Here is a 20,868-nt window from a genome sequence, read left to right as displayed (position 1 = left end):
CCTTTGCTTGCTAATTAATAAACCGCCTAAAATCAGCATGCTAACTGGCATGTACACCTCCTTTTTATATACACAATATTTAAATATCAATTGTACTCACAAAAGCATTTAATTTTGCAGTTCCGAATGCTAATCATTCCTATCAAAACTTACACGAACAGGTACAAGGTATGAAGGAGCCCATTTATTGAGTAAGCGCCTCACTTTAAAAGACCTCAACCATGAAACTATCCAATGAAGATCTGCAGAAGATCGCACAGGTAAAAGCAATACTTGAAAATGAATACCGTTTAACAAACACCCATGCACAACTGGCAAGGCGGGTACGCACCAACGAAAGTAAATTGCGTAAGGGTTTTAAACTGGTCAATAACAAAACAATCAATGAATACCTTATTGAAATACGCATCGGGAAAGCGAAAGAAATGCTCGAAACAACCGATGAACCGGTAAAAGCGGTTGCTGTTAAAGTGGGTTATGATGTGAGCAACCTGGTAAAACAATTTAAGAAAACAACCGGCATGCCGCCGCTGGCATGGAGAAAGAAACATGCCGGTAACAAATTTCCCTCGATCCTCCTTTAAGTAAAATGTAAGAAAAACCGGATTTGCCATGATTTTAACCGGAATCGCCTCTTTTCAAGCTGTAAATTGCACATGGAATTTAAAAAGCCGGGTATTTTTTCTTACGCTTCCACTTGTTCATAAAGCTCCAACATTGTTAAATCCTTCTTCTCGGGAAAGCGCATAAGCTCAATTCATTTATTATATATTGATAAATGTAGCATGGCGGTAAATAGCCGTGCAGGTAAACCTTTTTGCTATGAAAAAAGACACGTTAAGTAGCAGCTACTTGGCTCAGCCCGTTATTGTTCAAAAGCCAATCGCATTTTCCTGGTTAAGGAAAGAACTGATCATAGAAATTATTTGCTGCCTGTTAATACTGTTATTTATTTATTCTGCATTAAGTAAGCTGTCGGATTACGATCGATTTACCGTTCAATTAAGCAAATCGCCTTACATCACTACATACGCAGCACTGATTAGCTGGAGCATTCCTGCCATCGAGATGCTGATCGCTTTATTCCTGGTCATAAAAAGAACCCGGCTCGTGGGATTATATGCCTCCTTTTTCCTGATGAGCCTGTTCACTGCTTATTTGATCGTCATGCTGAACTTCAGTTATTACATCCCCTGTTCCTGCGGGGGCGTATTGGAAAATTTATCCTGGAATCAGCATATATTATTCAACAGTTTCTTTATAGTAATTGCTGCTGCAGCATCCATTATGCAGCATAAACATATTTACGCGTAAGTTAGGGGTTACCGAAAACCTAAAACAGAGTAGGTATAAATCAACTAAAATTTACTGTTTTGACTAAAACAGAAAGTGTTTATGAAAAAAGTAAAATTATCATTAGCTGCTTTAACACTGGTATTAGCTATTGCAGGAACGACAATGGCCAATAAAGTTCAAAAAAAATCTGATTTGTGCAGTGAGGTAGATCCTAAGGGTACACAATGTATCGGGGGCCTGGCATTTTGTTGTATAGACGATAACAGCGGCAAAACCGTATTGCAACCAATTAACTAATTTCTTGTTCTAACCATCGGCAAATGCCGGTGGTTAGATCTTTATTTATTATGAATAATAAGAAGCCTGCACTGATCTTACTCACATTATTATTTTCAGCATTCGCAATAATCACTTTACTGGCATTCCTTGCAAAAACCACGAATGACAAGAAAAACGGCTTTAAGCGAAAGCTACTTACCACTGTTTTAAAGACCCAAAAACAGCTTACATTTCCTTCCGCTATTGGTGAAATAATAGGATCAGAAGCGGAAGCCATCTATTTTCAAGGCAGTACCCCCTACCTGGTTCACCAGACAAGCCCTGCGCTGGACGCGCTTAAAACCATCACCCTGCCCATAGCGCCTATCCTAAGAACGAACTCAAACATTCGAATGCTCCTAAATGGTCGCCATATTTATATCTCCAACAGGAACCTGCCCGGGATGCTGGACTATCACCTAGACTCCGGGACTATTGCCAGTTATAAGCTTGAAAAATTCTATGGCAAAGAAACCAATCTGGCAAAAGATCAGTTTATTATAAGAACAACGAAAGATCCGGCTTTTATTAAGATCAATCTAAAAAATAAGCATTCAACCATTGAAGATCGTTTCAGTGAAAGTAATGGAGCCGGCGCCTTTGCCACCGACGGCAGCCTATACTACGATTCAACCACCCACCTGGTATGTTATACGTATTTTTATCAAAACGGATTCATTTGCATGGATACGAACCTGAACTTAAAACTTACAGCGAGGACCATCGACACGCTTACCAGAAGAGAAGTAAAAGTAGCCCATGTAGGATCATCTTATACCATGCAGCAACCGCCGCGCTTTGTTAATACCCTGGGCGCCGTAGCTGCCGGGAACCTGTTCTTACAATCAATGTTACAGGCCGACAATGAATATCCGTTGGATTTTACTGAAAATACCGTAATTGATATATACGGCTTAATAGATGGCTCCTATAAAGGCAGCTTTTATATTCCGCCTTACAAGGGCAAAAAAACCTATCAATTCCATGTAATTGATAAAACGCTCTATGCCATCTACGGTAAAACTGTCGTCATGTACGATCTGGGTTTTATTCCTGATCTTTGATGACCAGCACCTGTACCTGCCTTTCTTCCCAATGAAGCTGTAAGCCATATTTTTTCAGCGCTTCGTTTACCGAATTGACATCGTTCATTTCTGCCTGCAGAACAATATCAACGTTACCAGTAAGGCCGGTTTCATCAAATATGATTTTATCCTGCATGTAATGCTGGATCATTCCCGCAAACCTGGCAAAAGGATAGTTGATCACCGTGATACCACCCGTATTATACACGAGCTTCCGAGGCGCTGATTTGTCTGCCCAAAAATGAAAATCCTTTTCGGCCCGCAATACCAAACATTTTTGCGAACGATAATCCTGAAATGCATTATATCCGAAATAATTCTTTAACTCATCGCGCATGATCTTCAGAATATCCTTCTGTTTATCTGCAGGAACAGTTAATTCATAACAATAGGTGTTATTCAATTTCCATTCCTCCCAGTAAACGTCTTTAGGAACGGTGAATTTTTCCGGATGGGCCGATTCAATGACCGTTCTGTTATATGGCACCGCATTTACGGAATCGCCAAAGGCGATCTGGTATAACAAGATGACCGGAAGATTTTTGGCGTTAACTTTTGTCCACCCGCTCCTGCTGGGATGCAGATAAGAAGTAGTTACGCCTTTCAGATGTTTCGTAAGTGTCGAACTGTACATCACATTGCCGCTATCCATCTCAAGCGCCGCAGCCAGAAGGGGCTTCCCCCTGTCAATTAAAACCTCTTTTTCCTTGTTGCGTACCTGTAAGCTTTTTTTGGCGATAAAATCACTCAGGTTCTGCTCTGTAATTTGTGACTCGTCGGTAATGGCTTTTATATACCCCTGATCATCTAACCAAACATAGGTGGAAACCTCTTTGATTTGAAAATATTTTACAAACTTCCGGTTTATGGCGCAAGGCAAAACCATGGCCTTATTAGCTTTTGATCTGGTTTCGTAAAACTGCTTTGCTTTTAGAAAACCATCTGTTGCAACCATCAGCACCTGCAGCTTATTCCCGAACTTCTTCTGTAATGCTTCAATTTTAGGAATGGCCGCAATGCAGGGAGCGCAGAATGTTCCCCAGAAATCGACAATAACAAACTTGCCACGCAGATCAGTCAATGCCAGTTTTTCATTTTTGTAATTGATCAGTGTATCGAATGTAAAATCAGGACATAACTGGTTAATATGCGGCCCATTTGAGTCAGCGGTAGCCGGCTGTGCGCTGCTTTCACTGGTAAACAAAAACAGGAAACAGAACGACAGAAGTATACTTTTCATATGTATACACTTTAAAGTTAGCATGAATTATGAGGCAGGGAATTTTAAAAAGGGGCACGGACCAACAAAAGATCCGTGCCGTAGCGCTGCTCTGAATCAACCAAGTATCTTTATGGTTTGTATTTTATCTTACATTCTGCGGCATCCCCGTTAAACTAATTACATCAGGCGGGATCGGCAATGCATATTTAGGATCGTTAGGCGGTAATGTATATGACTGCCCCTTTAATTTCCTGGTTAAAATAATATTAGCGCCTTCACTGTTCAACCTCCGCAAATCGATCCATCGCAAACCGCGGAATGGCGTTTCTTTTCTCCTTTCAGCCAGTATCAGGTTCAGCGCTTCGCTGGCATTGCCTGCCGTGAAAGGAACAAAAAAGCCGGTTTTGATCCGTTTACTCATCAATGCATTCAGGTCGCTCATAGCGGCGCTAACGTTCCCCGTGCGGGCATAACACTCTGCCCTGGTCAGGTATACTTCATCTGTAGCAATGCCACCAAAAGTTCTGCTGACACCAATCCGAGCACCGCCTGTGTAGGTACCATTAAAGTATAACTGGCCCGCTGTATTTGCTCTATAAAGGATCTTCTTTCTAAGATCATTGAGATCATAACTTTGGTAAAGCGTTGAATCAACTATATGGGTATTGGGTAAGAGAACAGAAGTCTCAATGGATGTCATAAAAATCACTTCCCTGTTTACCTGTGGTATGGGAAATTGGGCATTGGCGTTAAGCGTATTATAATCCAGTAACGAATCGTATAATTTCAAACACAGATCAGCATATTTCAATGCATTGCCAAAATCCTGCTTCACCAGGTATACTCTTGACAACAGCGCGTAAGCCGCTGGTTTGGATGGACGTGTTTTGTATAACGGAACATCCGGCAGATGATCTACACTACTTTGCAGATCGCTCAGGATCTGGTCATAGGTCTGCTGCAAACTCGACCTCACAGACACTTCGTTGGGATCGGCATTCAATCGAAGGGGAATGCCGGGATTGTCGGGAAAAGTCAAACTATACGGTTTTGCAAACAATTGCGAAAGATTGAAAAAAGCTTCGCCCCTATAAAAGAGGGCACTGCCCTTTACATTGTTCCAGGCGGATGTATTATAATCCTGCTGTCCCACTTTGTCAATCCCTTCTAAAGCGATATTTGCATAAAAAACCTGGGCATAAGAGTTATTCCAATTATATTGGTCACTGATGAGACCGCTATATATATCGCCGGCCCAAACATACGCATTCCGGTTTATCGACGACCAGCTTTCCCACAGCGTATCGGTCAGATAATAATTATCGGCACTGATCTCGCCCAGTGAAGGGCGATTGTCATTCATGATCGTCACATTATCTAACAAAGCCTGAAAATCTTCAATAGAGGTAGGCACATCCAATGCTTTGTCCGACTTCACCTCTATCCAGTCCTTCTTGCAGGAAATCATAACTACACTTGCAAAAACAAACGTTATAATTTTATAATTAAGCATGTGCGGATTTTTTTGTTAAACACAGAAATTGGTTATAGCAAGGTATTTTGCTTTTTAAAAATCAATTTTTGCACCCAGTGTTATATTGCGGGCCTGGGGCAGCAATTGAGCATCTGCATTCGGAAGGGCGTCGGGATCAATACCGAATTTATTCGCCCGCCACAGGATGCCAACATTATTGATGTTACAATAAACATGAAGGTTCTGACAACGCAGCCTTGTCCATTTTGCCTTATCAAAATCGTAGGCTATTACAATATCCTGCAACCGGATATGATCTGCTTTTTGCACCAATACTTCAGATAATGTATAAAACAGGTCCCTGGTATTTCCTGCCGTTGGATACTGACCAGGTATAGATGGTATATTGGTAATGGCTTCATCCCCTGGCTTTTGCCATCTCTCGGTGAAATCCTTGTTTGCGGCCCACCAATTAACAAATTGTCCATAATTAACGGAAGGCTTTCTGAAGAAATGCCCGAACTTATAGGTGATATTCACTGACAAAGAGATATTGTTCCAGTGAAAATCGTTTCTAAAGGCGCCTATTGTGGGCGGATTCACCGGACCGTTATAGATCAACTCGGCGTGCGTGGTGTTATTGAGGATATCACTGTAATTACTTGTCTTTACTTTGTTCAGGACGCCCAACGGATCGCCGGTAGTGGGATCCAGCCCTCCCCATACAAAACTGTAAATACCCAGCACGGGAAAACCATTATATGGCGTCATACCATTGGGGATATCGCCACTTCCCTGCTGCGCTATGATCACAGGGTGAAATGTTCTGGTATAATTTGTTACCTTATCCGTTGCATGGCTGAATAAAACGGTTGCACTCCAGGAGAGTTTGTTGTTTAATATCTTTCCAGTCAATTGTACATCCACGCCCCGTCCCTTGATATTCGCCATATTGCCCCTGAAACTGGTTAGTCCCGTAGTAGGATCCATGACAGCATCCCCGATAATGTCATTTCCCTTTTTGGAAAAGTATTCAATGGTTCCAGATAAAACATTCTTCTTCAAAGAAAAAACAACCCCTGCATTGAACATATTCAATCGTTCCCATTTGAGCTCGGGATTGGGTGGGTTAATAACTGTTGCTCCGGTAGCCGTTGTATAAGTTACAGGCGCATACCGCAGCGTTGTATAAGCGGTTTGTCCTTTATTAATGTTTCCGTTATAGCCATAGGTGGCCCGCACTGCCAACTGATCGAACAGATCTGTCTCGAAAAATCCCTCGCGGTTAACATTCCATTTAACGCCCAGCGACCATAAGGGTACGATCCGTTGATTACTCTTTATGCCGAAATAATTGGTGTTATCGAACCGCCCGCTGGCTGAAAGAACATACCGGTCGTTATACGTGTAGGATGCATTCGCATAATAAGACAGGTATCTGTCGAGAGTGCCTGTTACAGTACGCGGATAAGGTATCACTAAAGCCGTTGAAGCCGGATTGGTTGGGAACCTGGTCACATAATCCATCACCTGCGTGTTAATGGTTTCATCGTTATATCCATATAACCGGCTTTGACTGCTTTGCCTTTCCAGTTGCTTTACCTCAAATCCACCGATCATACTCAGCCTGTGTTGTTGCCATTTCTGGTTAAAGTTCAGTTGGGCTCTACCGGTATGGCCTTCCAGTTCTGATAAGCTTTGGTCGAGAATGCCTCCTAATGGAACAGGATATTTCACAGTACCGGATGGATTATAATACTTGTTTATAAGATCGCGGGTAAAATAGGTTTCCTGATTCATCAGGTTATTCCCTTTTCTTATCTGCTTTTCATACTGGTATTTCAATTCTATATTAAAGTGGCTGCTGAATGTTTTCCTGATCTCAAGATTTACTCTGTTATAATGCTGGCGGCTCGTATTATCTGCCAGGTTCAGCTCATCAACCGGGCGGTACTGCCAATCGAGAAAACCCTGGCTCTCTTTTAATGCTTTGTAGGTAGCCTGGAATCCAAAATTTACCGGAAGCGCATAGCCATTCTCATCTACCAGTTGCGCGTAAGGATAATATTTTCTACCGGTCAGAGAGACCAGGTCGTTTAAGCCTGGATTATTATTGGCAAGCTTCATATTGGTATAAAGCAGTGCCGTATTAATATCAAGGTTCTTAAATGGCGTAAAATTATGTGAAGCATTTATTGAATACCGGTCGAACCCGTTATTAACAAAATTACTTTGGTCCTTATCATAACTTAATGACAGAAAATACCGGGAATTATTTCCGCCGCCTGAAATAGATAAGGAATTCTGCAGTAATACCTTGCTCCTTAAAAAGTATTTATCGAACGCATCGGTTAAATTATATTGCTTAAGGTTTTCAATTTGCTGATCTGCCTCGGCAGCGGAGATTGACCCGTTCCTTTTTTTGATCAAGAGTTCCACTACGGGGGTTAAAGGAAATTTGTTAGCACTGTTTTCCGCAGTTGTGTACCATCCTTTGGAAAAAAACGTTTTCTCCGCCTCGATAAAATCTTCTGATGACATCAACGGGAAATAATTCAGGTCGGGCCTGGCCCCCATCGTAATGTTCGTATTAAAATGCACTTGCGGTGGCGTGTTGGAGTTTCCCTTTTTTGTGGTGATCACAATTACGCCATTGGCAGACCTGACCCCATAGATAGATGCAGCCGCCGCATCGCGCAAAATCGTGATCGATTCTATGGTGTTCGGGTTAATATTGGTGATATCACCGTCATATGGAAAATTGTCCAATACGATCAGTGGTTGTACTTCGGCAAATATCGTACTGCGTCCGCGGATATTCAGCGTGGGTTGATCTGTTTTGCTGTTACGGTAAAAAGCCAGTCCGCTGGCCACCCCCTCGAGGCGGGAAAGCACATCGTAGGATGCGCTGCGGTTCAATAATTTATTATCTATTTGAACAAAAGAACCGGTGGCCCTTTCTTTTGGGATCGACTGATAACCGGTATATACCGAAACGGAAACGGCCGCCAATTCACTTTCTACCAGTTTCAGCTGTATTGCAATGACGGAACGTCCATCTACCTTAATAATCTGCGACTCAAAGCCCAGGTAAGAGATCTCGAGTGTTGCATCTTCTTCCACTCCTCTTAACTCAAAAAATCCTTCTGCGTTGGTAACACCACCAATAGCTGTGCCCTTTACCTTCACATTGGCGCCGGCCAGGGGCTCGCCTTTATGATTCAGCACTTTTCCTTTAACCTCGCCCGGCGGCGGCATTTTCTCATCAATAGGTGTTTTATGTTCCACCGGCTCTTTTTTCCGGGAGATGATGATGGTATTATTTGCTATATGATAGCTGAGCTGCTGATCTTTAAGCGCCAGGTTCAAAGCTTCTTCCAGCGCAGCATTTTTTACATGTAAGCTCACTTTTTTGGCGCCTTTGATAACATCGGCGGTGTACAGAAATGTATAACCGGTTTGCTGTCTGATGGCTGTAAATACTTTTTCCAGCAATATATTATTGCCTGAAAATGTAACGGTTTGGGAAAGGCCAGCCGCCTGTACATGGAGAAAGGTAATGGTTAAAATAATCGCTGTCAACTTCATAACTCGCCAGGTTTGTTTACACGCAACAATTTCAAAACAGTTAATGGTATTAGCGGCTGTATAGGAAATAACAGCACGCAGGTAATTGCGAAAATGCATACCTTAGTTGTTGAAAGGTTTGATAATAGGATTTTAATCAGTCATGTTATGGCCTTTTTCGGCCGGTGTGTTTCGTGGACGCGCCGGCTTTTTTATGGCCCGGCGTTAATTGGGAGAACCTGGATCAGAATGATGAATGTAAGTAAGTGTAGTTGGGATGTTTAAATGGTTCATATGGTTTTACATTTAAATGGCATTAACCAAGCTGCCGTTAAAGAATAAAGGACCGAAGAAAATAAGTTCAGCTCTGTATTTTGATTAGTTGCTACAGTACGATCAGTTTTTTACCTTCAATGCGAAAATGAACATCGCCGGTGGTGAGCTCCAGCATTTTCAACAGTTCCGACAACATTATATTGCGTTTTATATCACCTATAAATGGTGCCGTTGGTTTCGCTCCGGCATACACACCTCGATATTATACCAGTTTGCCAATTCGCGCATCACGAGCGTTATATCGGCATGGTCAAAATGGAAAAAGCCGTTCTTCCAGGCGATCACCCCTTCTGTATTTACATCGCTTACTACTTTTGTATTGCCATTGCTCACCCGGGCCTGCTGGCCAGGTTTCAATAAAGTTTCTTTATTGATTTGCTTTACCTTCACCGATCCTTCGAGCAAAGTGGTCTTAATATCCATCTCATCGTGATATGCCCTGATATTGAAATGTGTTCCCAACACCTGCACATCCATTGCCTGCCCCTGCTGACCGCTTGTATGCACCAGGAAAGGCTTGCTGTCATCATGCGCTACTTCAAAATACACTTCGCCGGTTACTTCAACCTTCCTTTCACGGCCATTGAAGGTAACCGGATACCGGATGGTTGCGCCGGTGTTCAGCCAAACCTTACTGCCATCGGCTAAGACCATAGCATAGGTTTCACCGTTCTTTGTACTTAACGTATTGTATAATACCTCGTTTTGTGCATCGCTGCCCTGCTGGTACCTGAGCCCTGCTTTCGTATTCACCACTGCTGCTACCCCCTGTAATGCCACTTGTCCAAGCACGGTGCTATCCAACACCACTGTTTTTCCATTGGCCAGGGTCAACGACGCTTTTGTTTTACCCGGAGCAACATCGTGTTCAATGACCGGATCGGTTTTTTCAGTCTTTCGTTGCGTAATGGTATCACCTCCTGACTGGCGGTTGTAGAACCAGAAAAAGGAAGCAGCAGCCAGTACAAGAACTGCTGCTGCTTTTGTTGCTACATCTCGAAACAACTTCCATTGCCATTGCCTTTTTATGCTTGTGCGCTCTCCGATAGCCACGCGTTGAAAAAAGAGATCCCTGGCGCCTGCTACATCCACTTCATTGGCCTCTTTCAATTTGTTACGCAGGTATGTAGGGTCTCGAAGGTCCTCCAATAATTTACGTTTCTCTGCAGTCGAAAGCCATTGTTGCAGGTCTGAACTTTCTTCCGAAGAAAGTTCTTCGCCGGTAATTACTTTACAAAGTATCTCATTGATGCGGCTATTGTCCTGCATTTACACTTGCTTTTGCAGAGATATTGAACAGATCTCTGATGAAAAAACGGTTAATAAAAGGGTACGGGCTATAATTATACGAACCAACAAAAGTTTTGTACCAGTGTACCAGATAAATTTTTAAAAAAAGTTTGCGGAACAGCGTTAGCTAATATAATAGGCCTTTTATAGATGTGTAATAAATACCGGTGGGAATTATGTAAAAAGAAAGCGGCTTGGCAAAGAACCTGATCATATGTGAATTTTAGAACCTGCCATTTCCATCTGCAGCGCCGTCAGCAAAACCAGGATCACAATTGTTTCTACCCCAAGCGTTAAGCGGATCGCTTTCATCGCCGCCGCATTCGTATTGCGGATGGTATTTTCAGAGAGATTCAGCATTTGCGCTATTTCCGTTCTGCTATAGCCATCGAGATAGGTGAGCTTAAAGACCTGCTGCATTCTTTCAGGCAGCTGATTGATACGTTCGTATAACATTTGCACTAACTCTGCTTCCTGGTATTTTCTTTCAATCACATTTTCATGTATGATCTCCGCTTTGCTAAGTTGGTTCTCTATTTTAGTTCTCAGCTTATCTCTGCGCAAATAATCAATACAGGAATTTTTTATGATCGTATACAGATATACCTGTAGATGAGCCATGGTCGAAAAGGAATGTTCCTGCGACCAAAGTTTAATAAACGATTCAGTAACAATATCCCGGGCTTCTTCAGCGTCGCCAGCCATACTTTTTGCAAACAGAAATAATTTCCGGTAAAGTTTATCATATAGCTCGCTGAACGCCTCGCGATCCTTGTTCATGACCCGTTGCATAATTTGCTCATCTGTCATACAAATCAGAAAATAAGGTATGGCACCAAGTTATATATCCCCTTTCTTAAAATCAAATAATTCATCGCCTTTCTTACCAAACATATCTCGGTTAATCATATTGTTGATGTTAGTAAGCGCTTTACCAGTGTTATGACTTTATACTTCTTGACGAAAATCAATGAATAAACAGGTCCGCTGTGCGGAAAAAAAGTCAACTACTGACATGTCAACGAATGACATGATAATTTAAAAATCGTACTTTTTATTTGAACCACAAATTGGTACAGTAGAAATGCGGCAGCGAAATAATAAATAATTTTAATACCTACATTAGAGGAGAACGGGCCTTGCGGCAAGCCGGTCAGCGGATCAGCACAAAACTTCCCCGTTTAACAATCACTTTTCCGGTATAGTCAACAGCCTGCACCATATACACAAATGTTTGCGACGACTGCTTCAAACCGCTAATGGTTCCATCCCATCCCTTGTACGCCTGGCTGGTGCTGTATACCAGCTGACCCCAGCGATTGTAGATGCGGAAAAAGTTCAATTGTTTTACGCCAGCCATGATCGGCCTGATCACATCATTGCGGCCATCGCCATTGGGCGTGAAGCCGGAAGGCACGAAGATGTCGGCACCGGTTTTGAAGATCTTTACCGTTAGTGTATCTGAACCGCTGCAACCGGCCATTGTTCTTGCTGTAGCTATATATGTAATGGCGGCCGGTGCATTAAGATCGTATACTGCAAGCGGATCGGCAATAGTGGTATTGCTTAAATAAGAAGAGGGCGTCCATTCCCAGTTATTGGCATTGCGGTCGTTTACCGTTGCATTGAACTGTAAAGGCTGGCTGAATACAACGGCCGTATCATTGCCCGCCTCTACTATAATTGGATCGGTTACATATATATGAAATGTATCTTGCGATGGATTGGGACAGCCGGTATTGGTTACAGTGAGCACTACATCAGATGTCACCTGTGGTGTAGCTGTAGCCGTCAGCGGGAAGGGTGCAGCAGGCACCACCCCGCTGCCGCCGGGCGATAATGGCACATTGGAACTCCACGCATAATTGGTGCCGGTAGTGATGGTGGCATTCAGCAGAGCCGATTTGCCATGGCATATTTCAGTTGAATCCGGATCGATCCTTGCAGCCGGGGCCGGCACATTATAGAACCTGATCGTTGCCACATCACTGGTATCGCCGGGGCAAACCCCGCTTTTCACAATGGACCGGAAGTAGCTTGTTCTCGTAACCGCGCCCGCCTGAAGGCTTGTATTGGTATTAACGGGCGTTACATTGCTCCAGCTGCTATTATCATAAGACAACTGCCAGTTCAATACTGCGCCGGTATTATTATTCAATGAAAGTTTTGGATTTAGGTTCTCGCCGAGGCAAACATTGGTTAGGTCGGGGCTTATGCTGCCACCATCTGATTTAGGATCTACCGTAATAAAAGCGGCATGGGCGGTATCAATGGTGCAGGCATTGCCATTTTGCACCAGGGCGGCGAAGCGTGTTGAAGCAGTAAGGTTCTGTGCGGTATAGCGGTTGGCGGCAACCGGAATTTCCTGCCAGCCCGCACCATCGGTAGCCGACAGCCATTTCAAAATGGTTCCCCGTTCATCGGCAATTGATAAGGGGCAGTTATTGATGCCGGCGCACACTGTAGTATCGCTCATGATCCTTCCTGCTTCCGTTGGTGGCGTGGTGTTTACATGTATTGTATCGCGGAGATCGGCGCAACCATTTACCTCATGACTTGTAATAAAGCCGCCACCCGGACCAACTGTTACATTGATAATATTTGAATGGGCGCCTGAGTTGATCGTCCAGCCGGCGGGCACCGTCCACGCATAGGTAGCGCCCGCCAGGGCAGGCACTGAATATTCGATGGTGGTATTGGTGCAGGCGACGGTTTTGCCGCTGATCTCGAGGCCGGCGCACACATTGCGCAAGGCTACATACGCATACGCGAAATGCGCGCCTGGTGTGCAATTATCAGCTTCAAAAGTAAGCGTAACCTGCCGGCCGCGGTAGGCAGAAAGATCAAAGGTCACTTCCGTCCAGCCTTTTGTCCATACATCATATAACAAAGTGCCGCCCTGGTTATTGTTCCCTGAAAAGGACAGAAAAGGAACCGGGCTGTTGGTGAATCCATTGGCCAGTGCAGCGGCAGAATCGAGGGTGGCGCCGGTACTGGTGCCACCACCGGGGGCATTATCAAATGTAGGCAGATAATAACCGGGCGATGCGCAGGTGATGATACTATCCTGGGTGCTTAGCGTAGCCCTGAACATGGGCTGCTCGCTCGAATTATGGGTTCCGTTTTCCAGCACCATGGCGTATGCATAGGTCATAGTATAGGGAACAGTGGCAGGCCCCGCAGGCACATCGATGGTGTATGAGACGGCCCTCGTAAACCCGCCCGGACTTCGCCCGCCCTGCTGCAGGTCACGGGAGGTGGAGGTTGATCCAAGCTTGATAGAATAATTGTATGCATACCCATTAATAGTAGGAATGGTGGGAAAAAAGCCATAGGGATCACTGGTGGCGGCTGTGATCACCTGGATGCCGGTAGTGCCGATGGAATATTCAGGAATATTGGTAAGCCCTGCATTTGGAGCAGGATAGCTTTGGTTTTGTCCCCCCATCAGGCCGGTCCTCGCTGACCAGAATGACAGATCACCTGTACCAAAATTGATGTTGGTTGGACAGGTCTGCATTTGTGAAAAACCGCAAAGTGCTACCAATATTGCAGCAAAGCAGAGTAAATATTTCATCATGTTTTGATAGGGGGTCCAAATAAAGTCCTGTATCCTTTAGTACGATAATTATCCTGTACTGGTTGGTCTTCAATCTAATAAAACAGTATTTCAAAAAGAAGAGACCCGTTGCCGGGGCCTGCCCGGTTGCACAAAAAAGAAAAGGTTATAGCATTTTTATAGTGTAGATAAATATACATGTAAAAAGAACAATTTCCATGTATTCATGGGCGGGATGCCAGAAAGTAAAGGTCAGTTTACAAAACAAGCCTGCGGCGATTGGTATAAATAGCTGAAATCAATCATCTTGTACTGTGGTTGCCGGGCATGCGCTGGCATAAATCCGAGGGCTCACTTTTTCTTTTTCGATGCTTTGGCTCTTTTATTAAAATCGAGCGCCAGTTGCACCCAATGATCCAGCTTCGTTTTCGTTTTCAATACAGCGGCATCTACAAAAACATAACCTTTCATTATTTTGCCGGTAAAATCCATGGCAGTGCATCCTTCCATCTCCATGGCCTTATCATACACTGCGGGATCGAGCCTTACCATGATGCGCTCCCGTTCAACACCAATACACATTTTCTCATTGACCATAAAACACAATCCGCCGAACATCTTTTTCTCCTCCACATTGTCGTGCGTGAGTGATATTATTTCCCGCACCCTGTCTGCTAATTTTTCATTGTAGGCCATACTCCTGGTTATGATTTGCGCTTTCTAAGATAGCATAAAAAATCCGTCCCGGGCAGCCGGGACGGATTCAACAACATTGGCCGGTACGGCTCAATATTTAATATTATTGATATTGTATATAAAGCGGCCTGGGTTTCTCAGCCAGTACTTCTTCAGGCGATAACATATGGCTGCCCGGTTTGCGAATATCGTTCTTGTAAAACAATTTATAACCGGAGAACTGCACAGGCTCTCTCCAAACATAGGCCTTGTAGCTGTCATGTTTAAGAGATGGTTCGCCCCAGCCATCCATATCAATGATGATCTGCACTTCGGGCCTTAACTTAATGTTCTTGTAGTTAGTGACCATGTTCTGGGTGAAGCGGTGAACCACCAGCATCTTGGGTGGCAGGTTATTCGCCTTTGTAAGATTGGCGAGGTATTCAGTAACAAAATTTATATCGCTTGCATCCATGGTGCCTATCACAGCGCCCGGCCGCTTTCCTGTTTTCATGGAAAATTCAGGATCGATACCCAGGTGTACATGTGGCATCTTCAGGTATTTTTCCAGCAGCGGGATTTCAGCCTGCACATTGCTGAAGCCAACCTGCACATCGAGGTAAACGAGTGCATTGATACGGGCAGCCATACCCAATATTGAATCAATTTGCTTAAACGGCATGCGCAAACGGTATTTGCCGTCTCTGCCCGGACTCCCCTGTGCAGTTACAGCTATATAATGTAAAGCGGGCTGTACGGGCGTAGAAGGGTCGGCGGTTTCCCATTTTTTTACGTCTGCAGCCAGTTTTGCCAGCATCTCGTCTGGTGGATATTCACCCAGGATACCCATTTGCTTCGAATACAGGTTGCCATAATAAGCCACTACCCTTTTAAAAGGAAGAACAGCACCTGGTAACGGATAAGGACCTTTTACCGGCCAACGTCCAGATGTATCGCCATTGGCCATTTCAGCCAGTTTGCGATCATACAGGGCGGTATCCAATGTAGTCGGGATCCTGGTCTCGGTTTCTTTGGTTGACGCGGCTTCTTTTGTGTTGGTAACGCCCGTTGAATCTATCGCTTTGGCGTTGGTGGTATTGGCCTCTCCGCTGGAGCAGGCATGCATTACAAACGGTAAACAGGCTGCTACTACCAGGCGTCCTGACCGGTTAATCCAGGTTATTGATTTCATTGCTTTGTGATACGATTTTGTGCTTTATTCTAAAGGTCAATTAGCGGGCGAAAATAAGTCAAAACATGTGACCAAAGTAATGCCTTCATAACTTTTCAGCATACTGCAACACACTATGACGAGGCGCTACCGGTTAACCCTTAGAAACGTACATTAATAACTTTTAGTGTTCTGGCAGCAATGAACTTTAACTGGCAGCGGAACCTAAAGCAAAACCCCATCCGCTATAAGCAAATGGGGTTTATTATATCTTTTATCGCCGGTTACGGTTACTTGGGTAATGACTTCATTTTTTCCCGATGCAAGTTTGATTCTTCGAGTTTCTTAAGTTGAAATGCACCTAATTTAACGTTACTCAACCTTTCCGCTATGGTTAGATTGACTTTTTGATCAAAAATGCTTTTCTTCTTTTTTGTCTTTTTCATACATCAGAGTTAAACGTTTTTTCTTTTAATTAGAAAGGCATTGATTATCATATTTTTGCGAAACGGAACAAACTCAAAGCCATCTTCCGTTTCAGCATATATTTTCAATTTTTTTTGCCAGCTCATCCGGGTTCAAACCAACTGCCATTCTATAAAGCCTTGTGCGTTCTTTCGTGCTGCCTCGAAAATAGATTAATCGCTCAGGGTATTTGTTAGTATATATCTCTACAACCTTTGCAAGAGTAGACAGAACTTTATTTCTACCCCCATTATTGCTGATAGTTAAATCATCAATTTCACCATCTTCATTAATATCTCCAAAAGCTAAATTATAAACGAACGGTACTGCTGACGGTATAAATGCAATTCTTTTATTTATAACTCTTTTCTCCCCCACACTTAAAAACTCAAATACTCCTAAATCTTTCGTAACATCAAGATCTGAATATATTTCATAATTCATATCCAGAAAAAGTACTCAATATTCCACACAAAATCACTCAGGCATTACCGTAACCAATATTTATTGTCATCCATCAATTTTATAAAGGCAATATCTATACTCTATTTCGTTAAATTTCATCTGTAAGTTATCTCATCACCAGGCTGGCGTTTTGCCGGTTCCCGCCGTCAAAAAAGGGCTGTTTCCAATCTTTTTCTCAAAATACCCATCTCCACGCTTAACTTTTTAGCAGGTGTCAACCCATTGAACCCCACATTAATACATTATAGCCTGTAGCAGTAAGGGTTTTAGCGTATCCGGCTTTTTCCCAGCGCCTATTGCAGATGTAAAATAACTTGTGTAGTTTTAAAAAAACCCACACATTATGAAAACCCGATTGCTTACTCTTATACTCGCCACCGTAGCCGTTCCTGCGCTCGCGCAGCAACCTACGAATTCAACGGTAAAGTATGTGAATGCAAAACAAACAGTTGCGCCCACACCGGCACAACCTATGATCAATTTTGCAAATCAGAAAGTACAGATCGATTCAATAGTTAGCGCAACAGACGCCAGCGTTTACATGGACCATGCTTCCTTCAGAGGCAAGGCACGCGAAGGTAAATACTGGGTAGAACTGTTCTACAGTAAAAGCACAAAAGAGGTACTGAAAGCCAATTACGTGTTCACCACCGATTCGCTGAACTTCAGCAGATGTTATTATTTCAAAGGCAATAACGTAAACAAGATCTTTGATAATAATACTACTAATTATTATCAGGTTGGTAACGTGATATTAACTGAGCAGGGCACCGTTGCCAATCCTGCCGTCTCAAAGAAGTTCAATGAACTGATCGTGGATACTTTCCAGGCTTTATATTCAGGTTTGTTCCCTTAATAGTTTATAGTTTCAACTACTGATCGCTTTAGTCGCTGTTATCTGAATCGAAAATTATTCGCTGCTTTTGCCCAGACTCGCAAGAAATTGTAGATGCTTGCAGGTTTGGGCAAGTCATTTATAGGAGGATATAAAAGCTTATATGCCTTCGAGCCGGCATATAAGCCTTTAACATTGTACAACCATCTTATTTACCCAGAATATCTATCGATGCCACGGAGAGTCCGGCCGATCTTGCCTGTAATTTTATATTCCCTGGTTTTCCGTTCGACTGGATCACTGCCAGGCATAATCCATTGAATGCTTTCCGCTCACTCGCCTTGAACGATTCCAGACTGGTTTGATCACCATTATCAACACCTGCAATAAAGCCTGCGCCATTAAGCGTAAACTGGATCTTATTCGCCGCAGCCGGAACCAGGTTGCCATCTTTATCAACCACTTTTACCGTTATAAAAGACAGGTCCCTGCCATTGGCCTGGATGACCGGCCGGTCTGCTTCCAATACGATCCGCGCGGGAGCGCCTGCCGTTTTGATCACTCTGGTGGCCACCACTTTGCCCGCTTTCCTCGACACCGCTTCTACCCTGCCGGCTTCATATTGCACCCGCCACATAACATGCAGCTCATCGCCTGTTTTTCTTTTCACGCCTTGTGATCTTCCATTGATGAACAGCTCCACTTCATCGGCATTGTTATAATAAGCCCACATATCGATGGTTTGTCCCGGCTGCCAGTTCCAGTGGGGAAACAAATGCAATACATTTTTTGTGGTAAATAAACTTTGATACAAATAGTAAACATCCTTGGGAAAACCGGCCAGGTCTACAATACCAAAATAAGAACTGCGCGCCGGCCAGGGATAGGGCGTTGGTTCACCAATATAATCAAAACCGGTCCACACAAACATACCGCTGATGCTTTCATGTTTCAGGAATGTTTTCAAGGTAGCCAAATGAGAAGAACCCCAGGGTGTAAAACAATTTTCATAAGCTGAACAGGTAAGATCGGGGTTGGCATTCGCTACGGGCAGGTCCCACCGTTGTGGCCAGATGCGCGCACTGTCTGACGGCATATCATAATGCCCCCTTGTTTGTAATGCAGACACCGATTCGGTCACTATAAATGGCTTGCGGCCCCATTTCTTTTGCACCGAATCAGGCGGCCAGTGCTCATGATGATAATTATATCCCACCAGTTCATTGATACCCGTTTGCAACAACTGGTTCGAAGCGCTTACCTCGTTATTCGCCGTAACCGTAGGACGGTCATCGAGACTGCGCACAATGGCCTGCATGGTTCGCAAATAAGCCCGTCCTGAGGTATCTCCCTCTTTGGGCCATTGCTCGAGTATTTCGTTACCCACGCTCCATATAAATACCGACGGATGGTTGCGATCACGCAGCAGTTGATCTTTCAGGTCTTTCTGATACCATTCGTCAAAATCATTACTGTAATCATATTGGGTTTTACTGCGCTTCCACATATCGAAAACTTCATCCATTACAATAAAGCCCATTTTATCGCACAGGTCGAGCAATTCCGGCGCCGGAGGGTTATGCGAAGTACGGATCCCGTTTACGCCCATGCCCTTCATGATCTGCAGCTGCCGTTCCAGCGCCCGTGTATTGATGGCGGTTCCCAAACAACCCAGGTCATGGTGATTACATACCCCCACGATCTTCACCCGTTTACCATTCAGAAAAAATCCTTTATCAACATCAAACTGGTAATTGCGGATCCCGAAGACAGTGGTGTACTCGTCGGTTGTTTTTCCTTTGCAAATGATCTTTGTAACGGCTTTATACAAGTATGGATTCTCAATGCTCCACAATGCGGGCGATCTAATAGTGAATGTTTGCATGGTGGTTTGTAAAGCACCTACATGCAAATTCTTTTGCGTTTGCGTGGCTACCGGCGTACCCGCTGCATTAAGGATCGTTGTTGTTACATCGCAAAGATCGCCCGTTCCGCAGACGGTTGTCGTGATATTCACTTTGGCAGAAGCAGCAGAAACAACCGGCGTATTAACATAAGTTCCCCAATTATCAACAAAGGTGCTGCCGGTCTTTACCAGCCAAACATGTCGATAGATGCCGCTACCGCTGTACCAACGGCTGTTCGGTTGTTTGCTATTGTCTACCTTAACTGCAATGACGTTTTTTTCGTTACCATACTTCAGGTAAGGCGTAAGATCGTAGCGGAAAGAAATATAGCCGTTCGGCCGTACGCCGAAAGAATGACCGTTGATGAACACTTCACTATTACAGTACACGCCATCGAAATCGATAAAGATGTTTTTACCCTTATCGCTGGCCGGCAATGTAAATGTTTTCCGGTACCAGCCCAGTCCACCCCGTAAAGCGCCCCCGCCGGTTCCGGTGGCACTGGTGGAATCGAAGGGCAATTCAATGCTCCAGTCATGCGGCAGGTTCAACTTTCGCCAGGAAGCATCGTCAAAACCGGTGCTCTTGGCCTGGGGCAGATCCCCGAGGTGAAAAGTCCAATTCTTATCAAAATCCTCCCGTACGCGGGCAGGTTGTGCATGAAGGGAATTACAAAGACAATAGAGGAAACAGGTAACAAGCAGGGAAATTTTTCGAAACTGCATGGCAATCTTTTCTGGTATGGTGACGGTTTATCTATTAACGGGCGTGAAATTACAGTTCCCATGGCAATATAATAGTAGCCAAATGTTTCCAAAAAGGGGTGTTTATGTTACTCAATATCGGGAACCGGGAACAAGACACCGCCAAACAAGAGGTAAGCCCATAAGAGGGTCCAGACAATATTAAATACCTGTGCCGCTATAAATGCCAGCGCCGGCCGCCCGCCTTCCGTTTTTACCAGCTCGGTAAACCGGGCTTCCAATCCAATAGAAACAAAGGCCAGGGCAAACCACAGCGTGCGTAAACCTTTTAAGGGAGCAGCTACACTTTTAGTGACAGCGGTTGGAATCAGGAAGGAAAAGATCAGCGAAGCGGCTATAAAACCAAGCACAAACTTGGGAAAACGTTCCCACACGACGCCCAGGCCGGGTTTGCCGGCAGTTTGTTGGCTTGGATCTTTTTTATAGGTCCACCAAAGCG

At 44.0% G+C, this 20,868-nt stretch carries 17 protein-coding genes; 5 read left to right on the top strand and 12 right to left on the bottom strand.

The features are described 5' to 3' along the window. The first annotated feature begins 221 nt into the window (after window positions 1–221). The 4 genes from JT717_RS25060 (at window position 222) to JT717_RS25045 (ending at window position 2,678) form a co-directional block, all read left to right on the top strand. On the top strand, window positions 222–584 hold the full coding sequence (locus tag JT717_RS25060) for a helix-turn-helix domain-containing protein (protein WP_205513828.1): 363 nt from the start codon (window positions 222–224) through the stop codon (window positions 582–584). Between the two features lie 238 nt (window positions 585–822). Next, a complete protein-coding gene (locus JT717_RS25055) occupies window positions 823–1,314 on the top strand; it encodes a MauE/DoxX family redox-associated membrane protein (RefSeq protein ID WP_205513826.1) in 492 nt (163 codons plus the stop codon). An 81-nt stretch (window positions 1,315–1,395) separates the two neighbouring features. Next, window positions 1,396–1,593, top strand: coding sequence for a hypothetical protein (locus JT717_RS25050; protein WP_205513824.1), 198 nt, complete (start codon window positions 1,396–1,398; stop codon window positions 1,591–1,593). A gap of 50 nt (window positions 1,594–1,643) precedes the next feature. Beyond that, window positions 1,644–2,678: a hypothetical protein gene (locus JT717_RS25045; protein WP_205513822.1), complete on the top strand. Its 1,035-nt coding sequence runs from the start codon at window positions 1,644–1,646 to the stop codon at window positions 2,676–2,678. Here the strand turns inward: JT717_RS25045 and JT717_RS25040 are convergent. The 10 genes from JT717_RS25040 to JT717_RS25000 form a co-directional block, all read right to left on the bottom strand. Beyond that, window positions 2,662–3,939: a redoxin family protein gene (locus JT717_RS25040; RefSeq protein ID WP_205513821.1), complete on the bottom strand. Its 1,278-nt coding sequence runs from the start codon at window positions 3,937–3,939 to the stop codon at window positions 2,662–2,664. The genes JT717_RS25045 and JT717_RS25040 overlap by 17 nt on opposite strands. Window positions 3,940–4,063: 124 nt before the next feature. Beyond that, window positions 4,064–5,434: a RagB/SusD family nutrient uptake outer membrane protein gene (locus tag JT717_RS25035; protein ID WP_205513820.1), complete on the bottom strand. Its 1,371-nt coding sequence runs from the start codon at window positions 5,432–5,434 to the stop codon at window positions 4,064–4,066. Between the two features lie 54 nt (window positions 5,435–5,488). Then, window positions 5,489–8,983 (bottom strand): SusC/RagA family TonB-linked outer membrane protein, encoded by a 3,495-nt coding sequence (locus JT717_RS25030; protein WP_205513818.1) that lies wholly within the window; start codon window positions 8,981–8,983, stop codon window positions 5,489–5,491. A gap of 364 nt (window positions 8,984–9,347) precedes the next feature. Next, complete coding sequence (locus JT717_RS28920) at window positions 9,348–9,434, bottom strand: hypothetical protein (RefSeq protein ID WP_369411751.1); 87 nt, start codon at window positions 9,432–9,434, stop codon at window positions 9,348–9,350. Between the two features lie 20 nt (window positions 9,435–9,454). Beyond that, on the bottom strand, window positions 9,455–10,567 hold the full coding sequence (locus JT717_RS25025; RefSeq protein WP_205513816.1) for a FecR family protein: 1,113 nt from the start codon (window positions 10,565–10,567) through the stop codon (window positions 9,455–9,457). 231 nt (window positions 10,568–10,798) lie between these two features. Then, complete coding sequence (locus tag JT717_RS25020) at window positions 10,799–11,398, bottom strand: RNA polymerase sigma factor (protein WP_205513815.1); 600 nt, start codon at window positions 11,396–11,398, stop codon at window positions 10,799–10,801. Between the two features lie 343 nt (window positions 11,399–11,741). Then, the gene (locus JT717_RS25015; protein ID WP_205513814.1) at window positions 11,742–14,108 is read right to left on the bottom strand and encodes a DUF8696 domain-containing protein; all 2,367 of its coding nucleotides are present in this window, start codon (window positions 14,106–14,108) and stop codon (window positions 11,742–11,744) included. Between the two features lie 390 nt (window positions 14,109–14,498). Beyond that, window positions 14,499–14,843 carry a TfoX/Sxy family protein gene (locus JT717_RS25010; RefSeq protein ID WP_205513813.1) on the bottom strand — a complete coding sequence of 115 codons (345 nt, stop codon included), beginning with the start codon at window positions 14,841–14,843 and terminating at the stop codon, window positions 14,499–14,501. A 103-nt stretch (window positions 14,844–14,946) separates the two neighbouring features. Then, window positions 14,947–16,014 (bottom strand): hypothetical protein, encoded by a 1,068-nt coding sequence (locus JT717_RS25005; protein ID WP_205513812.1) that lies wholly within the window; start codon window positions 16,012–16,014, stop codon window positions 14,947–14,949. Between the two features lie 516 nt (window positions 16,015–16,530). Beyond that, window positions 16,531–16,902, bottom strand: a complete 372-nt coding sequence (locus JT717_RS25000) for a DUF6934 family protein (RefSeq protein ID WP_205513811.1) — start codon at window positions 16,900–16,902, stop codon at window positions 16,531–16,533. 364 nt (window positions 16,903–17,266) lie between these two features. On the opposite strand from JT717_RS25000, the gene JT717_RS24995 reads away from it, so the two are divergent. Further along, window positions 17,267–17,779 carry a hypothetical protein gene (locus JT717_RS24995; protein WP_205513810.1) on the top strand — a complete coding sequence of 171 codons (513 nt, stop codon included), beginning with the start codon at window positions 17,267–17,269 and terminating at the stop codon, window positions 17,777–17,779. A gap of 187 nt (window positions 17,780–17,966) precedes the next feature. Here the strand turns inward: JT717_RS24995 and JT717_RS24990 are convergent, their stop codons facing one another. Together JT717_RS24990 and JT717_RS24985 are read right to left on the bottom strand one after the other, a co-directional pair. Continuing rightward, window positions 17,967–20,390 carry a glycoside hydrolase family 2 TIM barrel-domain containing protein gene (locus tag JT717_RS24990; protein WP_205513809.1) on the bottom strand — a complete coding sequence of 808 codons (2,424 nt, stop codon included), beginning with the start codon at window positions 20,388–20,390 and terminating at the stop codon, window positions 17,967–17,969. Window positions 20,391–20,497: 107 nt separating this feature from the next. Beyond that, on the bottom strand, window positions 20,498–20,868 hold a 371-nt coding region (locus tag JT717_RS24985), incomplete at its 5' end, for a putative sulfate exporter family transporter (protein ID WP_205513808.1).

Source organism: Longitalea arenae (genome assembly GCF_016924755.1).
In the GTDB taxonomy this organism is placed as follows: Bacteria; Bacteroidota; Bacteroidia; order Chitinophagales; family Chitinophagaceae; genus Niastella; species Niastella arenae.
Note: the sequence above shows the minus strand (reverse complement) of the source record. Positions and strands in the feature narration are given on the sequence as shown.